At 43.9% G+C, this 13918-nt stretch carries 11 protein-coding genes and 1 pseudogene; 4 read left to right on the top strand and 8 right to left on the bottom strand.

Annotated features, from left to right (window positions below; genetic code table 11):
• Both AACR11_RS01065 and AACR11_RS01060 read left to right on the top strand, forming a co-directional pair.
• Window positions 1–358 (top strand): annotated as a pseudogene (locus AACR11_RS01065) (hypothetical protein); the annotation flags it as partial.
• Window positions 359–362: 4 nt separating this feature from the next.
• Window positions 363–2009 (top strand): BatD family protein, encoded by a 1647-nt coding sequence (locus AACR11_RS01060; protein ID WP_029788220.1) that lies wholly within the window; start codon window positions 363–365, stop codon window positions 2007–2009.
• A 67-nt stretch (window positions 2010–2076) separates the two neighbouring features.
• Here AACR11_RS01060 and AACR11_RS01055 read toward each other — a convergent pair whose 3' ends face one another.
• The 5 genes from AACR11_RS01055 to AACR11_RS01035 all read right to left on the bottom strand — a co-directional run bounded on the left by AACR11_RS01055 (window position 2077) and on the right by AACR11_RS01035 (window position 8064).
• Entirely contained in the window at window positions 2077–4143 is a 2067-nt protein-coding gene (locus AACR11_RS01055; protein ID WP_029788221.1) for a sensor domain-containing diguanylate cyclase, read from the bottom strand.
• A gap of 372 nt (window positions 4144–4515) precedes the next feature.
• Window positions 4516–5265, bottom strand: a complete 750-nt coding sequence (gene pstB, locus AACR11_RS01050; RefSeq protein WP_005452851.1) for a phosphate ABC transporter ATP-binding protein PstB — start codon at window positions 5263–5265, stop codon at window positions 4516–4518.
• Between the two features lie 60 nt (window positions 5266–5325).
• Complete coding sequence (gene pstA / locus AACR11_RS01045; protein WP_005452853.1) at window positions 5326–6189, bottom strand: phosphate ABC transporter permease PstA; 864 nt, start codon at window positions 6187–6189, stop codon at window positions 5326–5328.
• A 22-nt stretch (window positions 6190–6211) separates the two neighbouring features.
• On the bottom strand, window positions 6212–7144 hold the full coding sequence (gene pstC, locus AACR11_RS01040; RefSeq protein WP_005452855.1) for a phosphate ABC transporter permease subunit PstC: 933 nt from the start codon (window positions 7142–7144) through the stop codon (window positions 6212–6214).
• A gap of 98 nt (window positions 7145–7242) precedes the next feature.
• A complete protein-coding gene (locus AACR11_RS01035; protein ID WP_005452857.1) occupies window positions 7243–8064 on the bottom strand; it encodes a phosphate ABC transporter substrate-binding protein in 822 nt (273 codons plus the stop codon).
• Window positions 8065–8397: 333 nt separating this feature from the next.
• On the opposite strand from AACR11_RS01035, the gene AACR11_RS01030 reads away from it, so the two are divergent.
• Window positions 8398–10041 (top strand): methyl-accepting chemotaxis protein, encoded by a 1644-nt coding sequence (locus AACR11_RS01030; RefSeq protein WP_029788222.1) that lies wholly within the window; start codon window positions 8398–8400, stop codon window positions 10039–10041.
• Between the two features lie 218 nt (window positions 10042–10259).
• Here the strand turns inward: AACR11_RS01030 and AACR11_RS01025 are convergent, their stop codons facing one another.
• Both AACR11_RS01025 and AACR11_RS01020 read right to left on the bottom strand, forming a co-directional pair.
• Window positions 10260–10451 carry a hypothetical protein gene (locus tag AACR11_RS01025; protein ID WP_029788223.1) on the bottom strand — a complete coding sequence of 64 codons (192 nt, stop codon included), beginning with the start codon at window positions 10449–10451 and terminating at the stop codon, window positions 10260–10262.
• Window positions 10452–10945: 494 nt separating this feature from the next.
• Window positions 10946–12289: a DEAD/DEAH box helicase gene (locus AACR11_RS01020; RefSeq protein WP_017189586.1), complete on the bottom strand. Its 1344-nt coding sequence runs from the start codon at window positions 12287–12289 to the stop codon at window positions 10946–10948.
• Between the two features lie 423 nt (window positions 12290–12712).
• On the opposite strand from AACR11_RS01020, the gene AACR11_RS01015 reads away from it, so the two are divergent.
• Window positions 12713–12961, top strand: coding sequence for an Lpp/OprI family alanine-zipper lipoprotein (locus AACR11_RS01015; protein WP_005441096.1), 249 nt, complete (start codon window positions 12713–12715; stop codon window positions 12959–12961).
• 26 nt (window positions 12962–12987) lie between these two features.
• Here the strand turns inward: AACR11_RS01015 and AACR11_RS01010 are convergent, their stop codons facing one another.
• A complete protein-coding gene (locus AACR11_RS01010; protein WP_005452874.1) occupies window positions 12988–13914 on the bottom strand; it encodes a L,D-transpeptidase family protein in 927 nt (308 codons plus the stop codon).
• Between the last annotated feature and the right edge of the window lie 4 nt (window positions 13915–13918).

Raw genomic sequence — 13918 nt, 5'->3', positions numbered from 1 at the left:
GCAACAGCAACAGCAACAGCAACAGCAACAGCAACAGCAACAGCAACAAAAGTCTCAAAATGAGGCTAAGAAAGAGCAAGGACAACAGTCACAAAATCAGCAAGAATCTGAAAATAAAAAAGAAAAGCAGAAAGCCGAGCAGCAACGCGCTAAACAAGGAAAAGAGAAACTGGATGAGCAGAAAGGTCAGCCAATGCAGGCTCAAGCTCAACCAGAGAAAACACATCAGGATGACCCTGAGTTCCGACGCTTAGAAGCGGTGGAAAGTGCTCGTGACCCAAGCTTCCTGATTCGTGCTCAAATGCAGTTGCAAGCTCAACAAAAACAACCTCCACAACAATCAAATAAGGAGTGGTAAGTCCATGATGAAAAAAGGCGCAAAACTGGTCTTTGTTCTAATGGCCAGCCTACTAACTAGCTTTTCGGTTTTTGCTCAAAGCCTTCAAGCCAGCGTAAATAAGACTCAGGTGGCTAAAAACGAAGTGATCAACCTTAGGATCATGGCAGACACAGAGCTAGGCTCAGATGCGATTAACTTTGATGCTCTGAAAGATGATTTCTTTTTGGGTCAGCCGCGTTATGGTCGCTCGAGTAATAACATCAATGGTCATAAAACCGTTCGCACTGAATGGAGTATTTCAATTGCTCCAATGAAAGAAGGTGTCGTGACCATCCCTAGCTTCTCTGCTGATGGAATGACAACAGAGCCTATCAAACTGCGCGTCACCAAAGATCAAACAGAACCGGACATGGATGAACTGTTTAGTTTCAACATGGACGTGGATAACCATACGCTTTATCCCCAGCAGTCTACGACGGTGCGAATGCAGTTAGTCATAAAGGCAGATCCTCGTCGCCTTGATAACCCTCAAATCCTCCCACCAAGTATTGAAGGGATGAAAATCGAGCCAGCAAGCGATGCCAAACAAGGTCGTCGCGTTATAGATGGACTTGAAGTTACGGTGTTAGAACAGTCATTCCACATTACTGCGGATCAACCAGGCACGTACACGCTTAACGGCCCTAAGCTGACTGGTTCATATATCTATGGGGACAGCTTAACTGGCTCAACCAAGATCATGCCAATCAACACAAAAACAGAGCAAATGACAATTACCGTCAAGCCAATTCCAAAAGACTTCAAAGGAAACTGGCTGCCTGCAAGTGCGTTAGAAATGACACAGAGCTGGCAAGATGATCAGGGTAATCCTCTGTCTGTGAATAAGATAAACACTGTGAAGCAGGGTTCTTCTATCACTCGTACGATTCGCATTCGAGCACATGGTACTCAAGCGGAATACTTGCCACGTATTGGTATCATTTACCCAAGTACATTACGTGTTTACCCTGAACAACCACAGTTTGAAACCTCGCGCGATGGCACAGTGACGATGACCGTCAAACAAGTGCTAATCCCTACCGAGGCAGGCAGCCTGACACTCCCGGGGTATTCTGTAAATTGGTGGGATAGCAATCGAGATCAAGAGAGAAAAGCAGAGATCACCCAGCTCAAATTGAATGTCGAAAAAAGTGATAGTGGTTTAATTGCCTTGCCAGAAAGTGCGTTACCAACGCAACCTGCAGCTACTTCGGCACCCACTGCGCCAAGTGGTGTAGATTCAATTTGGCAAACACTCACTTTCGTATTCGGCGTATTGTGGCTTGTCACTTCTGCTATCGCGTTTGGACTATGGAAAACACGCGCGACTCAACAAACAGAAAAGGCAGTAAGCGCGCGTCATGGTTCGCCAATTCAAGATTTAGAGCGCACCATCAAACAAGGTGACAGCGTGATGATTGAAAGAGCAGTTAATGACTACCTAAACACCCATCATAGCAGCAGCGAATCTGACGCAGTAAGAGCGGTGAAAGAGGAGTTAGCCGTTATGAACCAATCTCGCTTTAGTGCGACACAACAAGTGTGGAAAGCAGAAACTCTACTCGTCAAACTTAAACAACTGGCGAAAGAGAAGCACACTAAATCTAGCCACCAGCTAGAAAAGTTGTAATCTCCTTCATCTTACTAACGCAAAATGGCCGCTCAATCAGAGCTGCCATTTTTGTATTTTGGTGATCTTAAGCAACGATTTGATCCGGCGTGTCGAACATACGAACACAATTTCGACCGCTATTTTTCGCCTGATAAAGCGCTTTATCTGAAAGTTGATAAAGGTGATCAAAATTAAAATCTTTTCCTTGAGTTTGATAACAGGAATAACCGACAGAAACCGTAAGCAATTCACCTTCTGGGTTGTGACAATGCTTGATTCCTTCATCCTCGATACAACGTCGAATACACTCCGCACGTAGCCTAACCTCTTCTTGGTCAGACCCGATCATCAGAAGGACAAACTCCTCACCACCAATGCGACAAAACACTTCGTCTTCATCTTTGGTATGATGCTCAAGAATATTGCCAATTCGCATTAAGGCAATATCCCCTTCTAAGTGCCCATAATGGTTGTTAAACAAACCAAAATGGTCAATATCGATCAGAATAAGACCGAAAGGCATCACCTCATTATGTTCGATATAACAGTACTTTTGCATCACATGCTCTAACATGCGGCGGTTGCCCAAACGTGTTAGCGGATCAAGTTTGGACAAAACCTCCAATTGTCGATTCGCTTCTTCCAGCTCTTTTGTTCGATTCTTGACTTCAAGCTCTAGGTTTTCATTCAGCTCTCTAATCGCTTCCTGCGCTTGAGTTCTTTGCAACACTTCAGCAAGGCTTGAAGCAAACATTCGAATCACTTCACGTAGCTGAGATGTCAACGGTGCACGGGTAAGAAGGTTATCCACGGCGATAAAAGCGATAGGACCGCTGCTATTCGATGTCAGCACTGTCATGGCAGCCCAACCGAACCCTACAATGTTACAGTCATGGTAAATAGGTACCGATTCTTCAAAGGCGACCTCATTTGGCATCGAGCGGGCTAGATTGATCAAAGAGAAGTCTTGCGTCTCACCAAAAAAGTAAGATTCATCAACCACATTCCCTTGAATGTCGGTTCCCCACGTTCCTTGCATATAAGAGCAATTTTCATCGGTTAAGAACACGGCCATACGGTCAATGCCAAGGTTCTTAATTGCAAACGTCACCGCAGATTTACAGACATCACTCACGGTCGTACAACGTGATAATTCAACCATACTGGAGTGCAGCATACGCACATTTTGCTCTTGGCGTTTTCGGATAAAAATTTGAGAGAAAAGCGAACCAAAAGACTCCAGCATTTGCTTTTGGTAAGCGGTAATCGGTTTACGGTGAATAAAGTTGTCCAGCGCAAACCAGCCAAATGGCTCATTCCCATCGCGTAAAATCAACATCGCGTTCCATCCCTGCCCGACAACTTTGCCTGCGGTATATATAGGGGCATCTTCAACGATGACCAGATTGCGCTCTATGCTCGACAAAGCGGCGATATACTCTTCACTCAATTGGTGAAGATCATACTGAGTGTGGAACTCGTCAATAGTAGTACCCGACTCATCTGTACCGTACGTGCCACTGAAACTGCGCTTTTTCATATCAAGCAACATCAAGGTTGAGCGATCAAAGCCTAGACGCTCACGCAGTGCCTCTACTGCTTTTAAATACAGATCTTTCAAAGAGTCTGGGTTGGAAATTTCTAAAGCGACTTGTTGTACGAGCTTCATATTTTCGATGAACCGTTCACGTTGGCTGAGTTCATCAACATATTGGGCTTCTCGTACATCGCGGTGCTTCATCTCAAGCGACGCGTGTTTTTCAGCTCGAATGCACTGCCAACGAGCAGCAGCGAGCTGCATAGCGTCGTAGCTTTCTTCGTAAATATTGTGAGCCGATCGGGCTTGAACGTTTTGTACTAGTAGATAGGTGCGCTTAATCGGTGTGTTATCGAGCATCATGATGTAGCTGTCGCCACCCAGATCTTGAATGTGTTCCCAATTGCAGGTATTGATCGCAAGGGGAATAATACTTTCTGAGGTATCAAACTGGCTTGCCCAATCCCAAAAAGCTTCTGGATACTGACGAATTGGAAATAAGTCACCACGGGAAAAAGGAATGGTCCCGGCTGGATTAGTCAGCGGATCGTCGAAAATCGCTATCGCGCTGGGGGAAAAGTGCTGTTCTAGATGCTCGAAGATGGCTTCCGCCAAGAGCCTATGATCTCTCGTCGAAGAGACTGTTCTTGTAAAACTTTTTAAACTCACCTGACCAACCTAATCTACTTTTTTATTTTCGATAAAAAACTACTTAGGTGTAGATATGCAATCAATGGAATCCAAGTTGAGCTGTTAAGTCTTTCGCAAAAAATATTAACTTAATTTCACATTCGAGAACCTTTCAACATTTTTAGACAGGTGTTTCATCAGAATTACATACTGCAAAAAAATGAGCAAAAATGAATCAACATGAGCATTGCTAATAATGATAGGCAGTCACACCCAAAATAAAAAAAGCCCCTCACTAGGAGGGGCAAGAGTACCATCGCTTATAGTTATTAACGTATATGCTTGTAAATACTGTAATTAACCAAAGTCACCGTTTACATAACCTTGGGTGCGGTCGTCTTTTGGATCGCTAAAGATAACTTGTGTATCGTCATGCTCAACCAATTCGCCCATTAGGAAGAACGCAGTACGATCTGAGATACGACGCGCCTGCTGCATTGAGTGCGTTACGATCACGATGGTGTAGTTCTTCTTCAACTCTTCCATCAATTCTTCGATTTTGTGGGTCGCAATCGGGTCAAGTGCTGATGTTGGCTCATCCATTAGAATCACATCAGGCTCCATTGCGATTGTACGTGCTATACATAGACGCTGCTGCTGACCGCCAGACAGACCAAACGCGTGAGACTTAAGACGGTCTTTTACTTCATCCCAAAGTGCTGCACCACGCAGGGATCGTTCCACGACTTCATCGATGTGCTTTTTGTCTTTGATGCCTTGAGCTCGCAGACCGTACGCCACGTTTTCATAGATACTCATTGGGAATGGGTTTGGCTTCTGGAATACCATACCAACCTTAATACGAAGATCAGCAACATCGATATTGCCGTAAATATCTTCACCGTCCATTGCCAACTTACCCGTGATCTTCACGCCTTCAATCAGGTCATTCATGCGGTTCAAGCAACGTAGCAATGTTGATTTACCACAACCTGAAGGACCGATTAGCGCCGTCACTTGGCGTACTGGGATTGGTAAGTTGATTGATTTCAGTGCTTGGTTGTCACCGTAAAACAGATCTAGGTTTTCAATATCAAACTTGTTCATTTTCTTAATCTCTTAAATCTTGAATTCGTGTCTTTTAACGTGCGTTCTTAATTCGTTTTGTTAGTAAGTTGCGGTGTTAAAACGTCGTGCGATAAGTTTTGTAAACATGTTGATCAGTAGAACAACAACAATCAGAACTGTCGCGGTACCGTAAGCCTGATTCCATTCTTCAATGGTAAACAGTTCGGTAGTCAGTTTGTATAGGTGAACGGTTAACGTACGACCTGAATCCAATAGAGAATCCGGAATACGTGCAACCATACCTGCTGTCAGGAATACTGGAGCAGACTCACCAATGACACGACCAATACTTAGAATGACCGAGGTTAAGATACCTGGCATTGCGCTTGGAAGAATTAAACGCCAGATAGTGTAAATCTTAGAAGCACCCAGACCGTAAGAACCTTCACGGTATGTTTGCGGTACTGCCATCAACGCTTCTTCCGTAGTACGGATGATCACTGGCAGGATAAGGATACTTAGCGTTAGGGCACCTGATAGAATCGAGAAGCCAAGACCAAGAATTGCCACAAAGAAAGTCATACCGAATAGACCGAAGATGATCGACGGGATACCCGCCAATGACTCAGTACAAAATCGGATAATCTTCACTAAACGACTGCCTACTTTCGCGTATTCGGTCAAGTAGATTGCTGTCATGATACCGAGTGGAGCAGCCACTGCGATAGATGCGATAACCATGTAAATTGTCGCCACAATCATTGGGAAGATGCCCTGCTCTTCACCTGTACGCGTATAGTTATCAGTAATGAAGTTCCAATCTACGTGTTGTAGACCGTTTGATAGGATGTACCAGATAATCCAGAACAAAAAACCTACCGTCAGTGCTGCCGAGATCCAGACAAATGCGTTAAAGACATTATCTTTGAACTGGCGTGCTTTTTTAAGTTTTGCGCGATCCATAATAGTCACCTTTAACGAGCGATTACTTCGCTTTTTCTCGGTTTAGGTAAAGTAGTACAGCGTTCAACGACATGATGAAAACCAGAAGTACCACACCTGTAGCGTAAAGTGCGTTTGCGTGAACACCACTTGCGTAAGACATTTCAATAGCGATGTTTGCCGTTAGCGTACGAGCCGAATCCAAGATGCCTTCTGGCATAGCTGGCGCGTTACCCATAACCATAATGATCGCCATGGTCTCACCCAACGCACGACCGATACCCAGAATCACACCTGTCATGATGCCTGAGCGAGCCGCTGGAACGAGCAATTTAAAGATGGTGTAGATTTTAGATGCGCCTAACGCCAAAGAACCTTCTTTGTAAGTACGAGGAACCGCGCGGATAGACGTTTCAGAAACCGTAATTACCGTTGGTAGAATCATCACACCAAGAACGATGATACCTGCAAGGATAGTGTTACCCGCTGGCACATCAAAAACGTTTTGAATCAGTGGAACGATAATAACTAGACCAAAGAAACCGTAAACGACGGAAGGGATACCTGCGAGCAGTTCTACTGCCGGGCGAATAATGTCCGCCAAGCGCTTTGGTGCGATTTCCGCGATAAAGATAGCAGTCAAAACACCAATTGGAACACCCACTAAAACCGCGCCAGCTGTCGATACGATAGAAGCGACGATCATAGTGGCAACACCGTATAATGCAGGTGGTAACCAGTTTTGACCTAGGACAATGCCCGAGACGCCCGCTTCTTGGAATGCTGGGATACTCTCTCGAACGATGAAGTATGCGATAACTGCTAATGATACGATGCCGATAACAGCACTCGTTAGGAACAAGCCGTGGAAGATGCGTTCTCTCCAATCGACGCGGCGTTTTTCGCGTAAACCTGGCTTGCTGATCGCTTTAGCGTCAGTAGTCATAAGCTTTTCACTATTTGTTGCGATGGTCATAAAAATCTCACGGTTCTTGGCAATGCCGTTGAACACAATGGATAGAAAAGGCTCAGCCCGAAATGTTGGGCTGAGCAAACTTTAGAGTCCCGATAGGATTAGTTAACTGAGATGTAACCTTTTTGGTCAACTAGCGCTTGCGCTTCGTCAGTTAGCATCCAGTCTAGGAATTTTTGAGTTTCAGCAGATGGCTTGCCATCTTTGTAAAGGACAAGGAAAGGACGAGCAACTTTGTAAGAACCGTTCTTCACATTGTCTACCGATGCTTCGATACCATCGATTGGAAGCGCGTTTACAGAGCCATCAACAGTACCAAGAGAAATGTAGCCGATTGCGTATGGGTTAGAAGCAACCATAGTCTTCAGTGCACCGTTACCGTTAGCAACTTGAGCGCGTTGAGAGATTGCAGATACTTTCTTACCAGAAATTTTCATTTTTAGAGACATGATGTCTTCGAATGCGCCACGAGTACCAGAAGCCGTATCACGAGTGATTGCTACGATTGGCTTATCTGCACCGCCAACATCTTTCCAGTTTGTCACTTCGCCTTTGTAGATAGCAGTAACTTGCTCAGCCGTTAGACCTGATAGTTTGTTTTGTGGGTTTACAACAACTGCGATACCGTCTAGAGCAACTGTCTCTTCTTTTAGAGCAGGCTCTTTCTCAGAGTCTTTTAGGTTACGAGAAGACATACCTAAGTCTGCAGAACCGTTTTTCGCTGCTTTAACACCAGCAGATGAACCAGGACCTTGAACTTCGATAAATACGTTCGGGTTTGTCTTCATGTATGTTTCAGAGAAAACTTCCATCAGTGGAGTTACGCTGCTAGAACCCACTGCAGAGATAGTTTCTTTAGCAGAAACAGGAGTCACTGCCATTGCGCCTAGAAGTGCGATTGCACCGATTACTGTCTTTTTCATCACAATTTCCTTTAAGTGGCCTTATTGCCGTTGTGTTTCACTTGAACGGTGCTCACTTTAGAATCCAAATGTGACAGTTGTGTTTCACTTAGTTGAAGCCTCTATGACACGTTGTCATTTCTGCTTAATAAATCAGCAATCAAACTTTATTTACTTTCGAGCTCAAAATACTTTGACTGCTTTTTGTAATAGCAAAATGCCAACTACATCGCTTTTAATATATTTCATAACAAATAAACATTGTTAAATGATTGATATATCGAGACTAATGATTAGAATCGTTACGCTTTACTTACAAAAATGATAATAGTTACAATCTTTAGAGGGTCAATCATGCGTCAATTACTTAGTGCGCTGTCTATTAAGCTACAGGTTTTCGTGCCCGTACTTTTCACTGTCATACTTCTCATCGTAGGTTTGAGCGTAGGCATAGGAAAATTAGAGCAAGCGTTCGATAAAGTTACGGTTTCAACAAATAACCTTATCGTGCACAAAGAAGAACTGAGCTCAATCGTAGACAACACTTATGCCATGCGCATTAAGGCTATCTACAGTCTTTTCAGGGCTGAAGATGTCAAAACACTTAACCAAGAATTACAACGACGTCAGGCGACAAACCAAGAATTTTTAAACTCAATCGATCAAATTGAAGGTATTCATGCAGAGGTAAATGCCATGCGTGAGGCGATGAACCACTATGTGGATTTCACTCGAGTCACCATGACACCTCTGTTAAATACCAAGCATTCATCGGACGACACAACATCGGATTTTGACCAAGAATACGAAACCGCAATGGGCAAATACCGCCTCGCTGGTGAGGCAATGATCAATGCCATTGACAGCTTGTCTAAAAAGCTCAATCAAATCGTAACGGATGAAGTAGAAGAAAACGGAGTATTGCACTCTAATACGCTAACCTACAGCACCATCTCGCTGGTCATCATCCTTTCTATTGCTTCATTTATCAGTTGGCTGCTGGCAAGCTATATTGTTGCGCCTATTCGTAATCTGCAACAAACCATGAAAGAAGTAGCAAAAGGCAACTTGCTTGTAGAAGCAGAAGAAGTAGGTAAAAACGAAGTATCCGAATTGGCGAGTGACGTTAACCAAACGATCCATCAGCTTCGTGGCACCGTCGATTCTCTAGTACGAATCAGTGAAGATGTCGCTTCGGCGTCTACTGAGCTTGCGACAGTCATGACACAAAGCAGCGCAAACTCTGATCAAGAAAAACAAGAAGTAGAACAAGTCGCTTCTGCAATTAATCAACTTGAATCTACCGCTGCGGAAGTGTCAACTAACGCACAGCAAGCGGATAGCGCATCTAATGAAGCGACGAAATTAACTTCACAAAGTTTGAGCATGTTTGAGGAAAGCACGCGTGCAAGTACTAAGATGGCAGATCAACTCAACGAAGCTGCCCACGTAGTGACATCACTAAAAGACCAGTCGGAACAGATTGGTAAAGTGATTGAGGTTATTGAAAGTATCTCTGAACAAACCAACCTGTTGGCACTCAATGCCGCTATTGAGGCAGCACGCGCAGGTGAAAGTGGTCGTGGATTTGCCGTAGTTGCAGATGAAGTACGTATGCTTGCAGCAAGAACTCAAGAATCGACCAAAGAGATCCAAACCATCATTGAAGAGCTGCAACAACAGTCTGGTCAGGCAAACGAAAGCATGCATTCAAGCTTAGCCATGCTAGAAGACAACCAGGCGCTTGCTGCAGAAGTAAGCCGTTCTCTGAGCGACATCAACAGCGCGATTTCTGACTTGAACGCGATCAATACTCAAGTCGCGACCGCTTCAGAAGAACAGAAACAAGTCACCTCTGACATCAACAACAACTTAAGCACTATTTATGAGTTGGTCAGCCAGAACGTAACGGGTATCACCCAATCAGCCGCTGCAGCGCAAGAGTTGTCTGGTTTGGCAGAAAATCAGAAACACCAGCTTAAGCAGTTCCAAATCTAAGCGTTCGACTCAACGCATAATTTACACACGAGAAAACAAAAAGCTCCGCAATCGCGGAGCTTTTTATAAACAACAAAACGATTCAAATATCAGGTCACAGGAAAGCAAGACTCAATTAGAGAAGATGTGTCGTTACAACCCAAATTAGAGCGAGGAAGCCAACAAAATAAAGTGAGGAAACAACAATGGATTTTATCAACTCTCCCATCTGTGATTTCTCAGTAATCATGAGTTCCTCCACGATACATAACCAAAGCACAGCTTATTACTGCCATACAGAGAAACGAAAACATCTCAACGAACAAAGTTGTTTGTTCCCACCCTAGTTCTCGACATTGTTGCTCGGTAAGGGTCATGTCTATTTCTTCTAACCATTGCTCTTTTTGCTGCTGAAGATCTTGTTGCTGCATGTCGTATTCTCCTCTTCACACCCCGCTCATGCTAAGCAAAAAATCCGTTCAGAAAAATCAAAGTGTCTTTAACCCACGTTTAGAATAAATAAACGTAAAGCTTATACCCAAGTAACCTCAAGATGCTTGGTTCAGCGAGGATGACTTGGTTTGTAGACGCGGCGGCGATTTAAAGGCTTGGTGGGTCTAAATCAAAAATCGACAACAAAGTATACAAGCCAAGGCCCTTACTATTTACAAAGAGTGCCCTTCGGGAGCGTGTCATTGACTCGCTTTTTTAGTCAAACAAATGGCTACGTCAAACCAACTTGGAAAGAGCTGGCTATTACGCTGCGTCGTTTTCCTTGAAGTCAAATCAATAACAACGCTCTGAACTCTGCATCTTGAAGTCACTTAGGTATATCTGTATCGTTTGTTTGAAAGCATAAGGCATAAAAAAAACCGAGCTCTTAAGCTCGGTTTTCGTCTATCAGTTTTGTCACTTTCGCTAAAGATTAATCTTCAGAACTTGGTGCTGCTGGCTTCTTTTTAGGGATAAACACGTTATCACCCACTGCCACGTTTTGATAGAAACCTTTGTCGCGCTGAGTTGGTTTCTTCGGCGTTTTCTTAGCTTGAGGACGTGCTTTCTTAGGAGCCACTTTCTTGTTGCGGAAATCTGGCTTACGTGGCTTCAGACCTTTGAATTTACCTTTTAGATCTTCAAACACAGAGAAGCTCAAATCTTGCTGTAAGTAAGTTTCTACACGCTTGAAGCTATCCCAATCTTTAGGGCCGACCAATGAAACTGCATCACCTTTGTTACCCGCACGGCCAGTACGACCAACACGGTGAACGTATTCTTCTGTATGCTTAGGCATATCGAAGTTAATTACGTGTGTCACAGTCGCGATATCAAGACCACGAGAAGCAACGTCAGTTGTCACCAGAATCTTAAATACCGCACGCTCAAACTGGCTCATGATGGTATTACGTTGAGTCTGGTTCAAGTTACCGCTTAGTGCGATAGCTTTCAGTTTCTTCTCGTTCAACTTCGCTGTTAGACGCTCAGTATCATCGCGAGTCGCAGTAAAGATGATCACCTGACGGTATTCAGCTTCTTCTAGAACTCGTTCAAGAATCGCTTCTTTGTGATCTAAGTGATCACATAGGTAGAATTTCTGAGTAATGTCTTTGTGTTCTTCGTTCGAAACACCAATTGCAATACGTTTTGGCGCATTCAGCATTTCTGCTGCGATGTCATTCACTTCTGCGTGATCAAGTGTTGCAGAGAACATCAAAGTTTGACGACGACGGTGTTTTGCCGCTTTATGAATGCGACGCAACTCCGGAGCAAAGCCCAGATCCAACATACGGTCAGCTTCATCTAGAACCAATGTTTCCAGACCATCAAGGAACAAAGAACGGTGCTCCAGATGATCAGCCAAACGACCTGGAGTGGCAACGATAAACTTAGGGTAGCGACGCAGTGCTTTAACCTGATCGTTAAAGTTTTCACCACCAAGAATCAATGCAGCGTCGTAGGACAAACCACCAAGCATTGAGCGAAGCTCACCATATACTTGTTTTGCTAGCTCACGCGTTGGCGCAAGAATCACAGCTCGTGGGTCTTTTGCAGAAAACGACTTATTCTTTAGTGACTTATGTAGCATTGGCAATACAAACGCCAAAGTCTTACCCGAACCCGTTTTCGAAGATGCCAATAGATCCTTGCCTGCAATCGCAACAGGAATCGCCTGCTGCTGAATGTCAGTCGCTTTTTTGAAATCGTAGTGTTTTAGGTTCTTCAACAATCGGTTGTCTAGGCCTAGATCTTTAAATTGCAAAGTATTCTCCAATAAATAGTCAGCGTGTTGAGCGCTTTTTCAGTGTCGTTTCCGCTCTAACGCAGCAAAAAATAAAAGCTCGATATAATACCGCAAATCATAGGAGTATAGATAGAGATCACACAAACTAATTCCAATAGAAAAAATAAAGTTTCCGCTTAGAAACTTTCATTTGTGTCAATATCGTCTAAATTATTGATATCAGGTAGTAGCAAAAGAGCTGCTGTACTACCTGATACTGGCGTTAGCAAGTGAGTAATCACTTACATTTGTAAGAAGAAAGTTAGCATCCGTATCAGGTACTCTATGAAATCCTTGGATTTTTTTGACTTTTGCTACATCATGTTCTGATAGAATGTATTCACATTTGACCCTATGACTATATGACACAGAATTTATAGCGTAGGAATTTCACTATATGCAAGGAGTTCTAATATGAACAAAACGTTGATCGCAGCTGCAGCAACTTCAGTACTTCTACTAGCAGGTTGTGCTTCTTCTGACGAAGCAGCAACAGCTACTAAACTAGACGAACTAAGCAACCAAGTTAGCCAACTAAGCCAAGACGTACAGTCTCTACAATCTGACGTTCAAAAGTCTAACGACGCGGCTATGGCAGCTCAAGAAGAAGCTGCACGTGCTAACGAGCGTATCGACAACATCGCTCAGTCTTACACTAAGTAAGATTTGATTCCGCGCTTTAACGCTCGTTAAGGCGCGGTTATTTCAACTGGGACACCATTCTGCGCAGCAATCGCTGCTTTCGCTTTAGCATTCGTCATACCAAACTCATCAAGCCACCAGTCCAATTCTTTTGGAATGACTAAGTGATCCTTCTCGCCATTGCTGCGAGTTAACGGCTCGTGGGCTTCAACAAACACACTACGATCTGGTTCTAATGCGACTTTAACCGGTTGATTGATGATTTTTACTTTTTCGCCACGACGTACTTTATCAAATAACCATTCGATGTCTCTTGGGTCCATACGAATACAACCCGCACTCACACGCATACCAATACCAAAATCTTTATTGGTGCCGTGGATCAAGTATTCACCATGCCCATATGCCAAACGAAGTGCAAACATACCTAGTGGGTTATCTGGTCCAGCAGGAACGACAGCAGGTAGGTCAATCCCCTTTGCTTTGTACTCTGCACGAATAGAGGCAGGTGGCGTCCAAGTCGGATTAGGACGCTTTTGACTGATGCTTGTAGTCATTTCTGGAGTGTCTCGACCAATTCGACCTATACCTACAGGAAAAACATGAACCACGTTTTCGTTTTCTGGGAAATAGTAAAGTCGCAATTCGGCAAGGTTAATGACAATACCTTTATGAGGGACATCAGGAAGAATAAGCTGAGTAGGGATCGTTAAAACGTGACCATCTTGAGGGAGAAACGGGTCAACCCCTTTGTTTGCAGCCATTAGCGCGAGCATGCCAACATCATATCGCTTCGCAATATTCGCCATAGTTTCGCCTTGTTCAACCACATGGTTTTCCATGCGACCTATAACGCGAGCTCCGTCCTCTGGTAGTTGGTACATTTTAGCGAATGACAAACTACTCACTAAAGACAACGATATAGACAACAGGGTTCTTTTAGCGATACTCATTGGACGCTTCTTGCTAGGCATCTCT

It is taken from the genome of Vibrio sp. L85 (assembly GCF_963871815.1).
In the GTDB taxonomy this organism is placed as follows: domain Bacteria; phylum Pseudomonadota; class Gammaproteobacteria; order Enterobacterales; family Vibrionaceae; genus Vibrio; species Vibrio harveyi.
This window is presented reverse-complemented; position numbering and strand designations above follow the sequence as displayed.

Bases quoted from the DNA above. Each gene is read 5' to 3' on its own strand.
- AACR11_RS01060 (WP_029788220.1), top strand. From the start codon at position 363: ATGATGAAAAAAGGCGCAAAACTGGTCTTTGTTCTAATGGCCAGCCTA.
- pstB (WP_005452851.1), bottom strand. From the start codon at position 5,265: ATGAACAAGTTTGATATTGAAAACCTAGATCTGTTTTACGGTGACAAC.
- pstA (WP_005452853.1), bottom strand. From the start codon at position 6,189: ATGGATCGCGCAAAACTTAAAAAAGCACGCCAGTTCAAAGATAATGTC.
- pstC (WP_005452855.1), bottom strand. From the start codon at position 7,144: ATGACCATCGCAACAAATAGTGAAAAGCTTATGACTACTGACGCTAAA.
- AACR11_RS01035 (WP_005452857.1), bottom strand. From the start codon at position 8,064: ATGAAAAAGACAGTAATCGGTGCAATCGCACTTCTAGGCGCAATGGCA.
- AACR11_RS01030 (WP_029788222.1), top strand. From the start codon at position 8,398: ATGCGTCAATTACTTAGTGCGCTGTCTATTAAGCTACAGGTTTTCGTG.
- AACR11_RS01025 (WP_029788223.1), bottom strand. From the start codon at position 10,451: ATGCAGCAACAAGATCTTCAGCAGCAAAAAGAGCAATGGTTAGAAGAA.
- AACR11_RS01015 (WP_005441096.1), top strand. From the start codon at position 12,713: ATGAACAAAACGTTGATCGCAGCTGCAGCAACTTCAGTACTTCTACTA.
- AACR11_RS01010 (WP_005452874.1), bottom strand. From the start codon at position 13,914: ATGCCTAGCAAGAAGCGTCCAATGAGTATCGCTAAAAGAACCCTGTTG.